We start from the raw sequence: 764 nt of genomic DNA, 5'->3' as shown, positions 1-764 counted from the left end.
TTTCTCAGCTATCGATGCTGAATAACCCGATAGCCATTTTCTACGCTTTTACCTGTCTTGGCACAAAGTTCATCGCCGCATCGCACAATATTGGCTCGATTGATGCGACCGACCATATCCGCATCCTGTCGTTTTTGGTCAATCAACATTGTATAAAAGAAAGATAATGCCAATCCGCCAATAACCAATGTTGCCATTGCAAGCGAAATAATCCATACCAAACGTGAAGAAATCTTCTGATTTTCTTCATTTACCTTATTCAAGTATGCATTGAATTCACGTACTTGATCAGCCATTTGGTTGCGTGCCTTTTCCATATCTCGCACATAACCTGCCACCGAATTTGACATTTCTTTCGTCACTTCCGCACGCACCATCTCTGTAATCATTTTGCGTTGATCGTAAAGTGATTTATCCAATTTATCTTCAAGATTTTGGACAATCTGATGGGTACTTTGCCTAAATTGTGTCATTACCTCGGCGGTTTCAAGCAAAAGATTATGTGCTTGCTCAAGTTCATTATTATTCATGCGTAACTATCTATTGAAAGAATAAGGAAAAAACGTGCCATCAGCATTCTTCAAATTTGGGAAGGATTTAACCAAACGATCGACCGCCATAGCTGCGCTCTTCTTGAACTTGCGGAGTATTTTGAGCAACTTCTTGAGCCTGATTTTGTTTTAAGGTCTCTCGCAACTCATCTCTAAAATTTGCCACCACATCGGCATTGTCAGCCAATGCTTTGGCTGTGAACGTACCATCTT

The 764-nt window shown here is 40.6% G+C and carries 1 protein-coding gene; it reads right to left on the bottom strand.

Going from position 1 to position 764, the window contains the following annotated elements; all coding sequences use genetic code 11:
- Positions 1-8: 8 nt before the first annotated feature.
- A complete protein-coding gene (locus tag HMPREF3052_RS03825; RefSeq protein WP_003684204.1) occupies positions 9-530 on the bottom strand; it encodes a hypothetical protein in 522 nt (173 codons plus the stop codon).
- Positions 531-764: the final 234 nt, after the last annotated feature.

The sequence above is a fragment of the Neisseria sp. HMSC056A03 genome (genome assembly GCF_001815685.1).
Classification (GTDB): domain Bacteria; phylum Pseudomonadota; class Gammaproteobacteria; order Burkholderiales; family Neisseriaceae; genus Neisseria; species Neisseria subflava.
Note: the sequence above shows the minus strand (reverse complement) of the source record. Positions and strands in the feature narration are given on the sequence as shown.